This window comes from Neisseria sp. HMSC075C10 (assembly GCF_001815615.1).
GTDB classification, from domain to species: domain Bacteria; phylum Pseudomonadota; class Gammaproteobacteria; order Burkholderiales; family Neisseriaceae; genus Neisseria; species Neisseria subflava_A.
In genome coordinates this window covers 39,174-40,452 of the sequence record NZ_KV821258.1, presented here as the reverse complement: position 1 = coordinate 40,452, position 1,279 = coordinate 39,174, and the positions used below count along the sequence as shown (strand labels likewise).

Here is a 1,279-nt window from a genome sequence, read left to right as displayed (position 1 = left end):
GCAATTTTTAAAAATTCATCCTCTTCTAAAGTTTTCGTCAACTCTTTATTTTGAAAATAATATCCGTACCTGGATGGTCTACTCGTTTCACATGACACGCCGTCAAGCCAAAAGCAATATTTAAAATAAAGGTCAGGCTCGTTAGGTTTTACTACATTATCAAAATATTTTTTAAATTCTGATTCAACTTGCATTACTAACAATTCTTGAGCTTGTTTTTCACTAACACCGCCTTTACTTAATGCTCGCATAACAGATGAATCAACCCCTACACATGAATCCTTGTCAATCGTACATAAAGCATTTTTATAAACTTTTAAATACTCGTTGCTTACATCATTGTATTCATATCCAGCAGATTCAAGAGACGGATTAACGGCCTGATAGGCATCATAAGCATATGAAGCAGCACCAACATAAGGAGCAGCTTTTAAAGCAAGTTTTGCGCCTGCTTTTACCAGGCCAAATGCGCCTGAAAGTACGGCTTTTCGGGATACTCGGGCTTCTAAAGTTACGGGGACAGTTGAGGCGGATCGGAGGCCTGTGGAGGCTTCACGGACATGAAGTGATTTGTCGAATCTAGACTGATACTCTTGATCAATTCCACCACCAATAATTTTCCAAGGTCTGAAACCATTTTCATTAAATTTTTCAGTCAAAGGATAGGCTAATTTACCGTTTCTAACTTGCAAATCACCAGCAAAAGATTCAAAGCTCAAACCTAATAGAAAAATTATTGTCAAAACCCGTAACATTTATTTCACCATTTCCAATAGTGAAAACTGAATTATCTTTAAATAAAACTTCAAAACATGCCTTATTGAAATTTATTCTATTGAAAAAATTCTGACATTTATCTAAAGAGAATTTTTTCAAATATCCAGTTTCTTCTAAATATGAATAAAATACAAAAGATAAAGGTTTTTCTAAATAGAATTTAGATAATTCATCTAATTCAAATTCAGTTATATAGAAAAAATCCTTTTCATTCTTTTCTAACATAATCCTAACTTTCGTGATGGTTGCTGAAAGTTAGATTATATCGCTTCTTCATTAAAACGAACCATAACCACTTGCTATCATGTCTTCAACCGTACTATCTTCGGGCATAAGACCGGCATCAATCAGGAAATTCAAATAATCCTGATGTTCGTCATAACCATCCGACCAAACCCTTTCCATATACTCTTCATGCGTTTCGTGATCGGGGTCGGGTTCCATAAAGTCACCGAAGCCATAATCTGCCCCGCCATAACTAGCCCCTTGTTCATACTCAAAA

At 35.3% G+C, this 1,279-nt stretch carries 3 protein-coding genes; all 3 read right to left on the bottom strand.

Features of this window, described 5'->3' with window-relative positions; genetic code table 11:
- Positions 1 to 755, bottom strand: a 755-nt coding sequence (locus HMPREF3047_RS04775; protein ID WP_283127036.1) for an IgG-binding virulence factor TspB family protein, incomplete at its 3' end; no start/stop codon positions are given.
- Positions 709 to 1,002, bottom strand: coding sequence for a hypothetical protein (locus HMPREF3047_RS04770; RefSeq protein WP_063068744.1), 294 nt, complete (start codon positions 1,000 to 1,002; stop codon positions 709 to 711). The genes HMPREF3047_RS04775 and HMPREF3047_RS04770, both read right to left, overlap by 47 nt.
- A 51-nt stretch (positions 1,003 to 1,053) precedes the next feature.
- On the bottom strand, positions 1,054 to 1,279 hold a 226-nt coding region (locus HMPREF3047_RS11415), incomplete at its 5' end, for a hypothetical protein (RefSeq protein WP_168165901.1).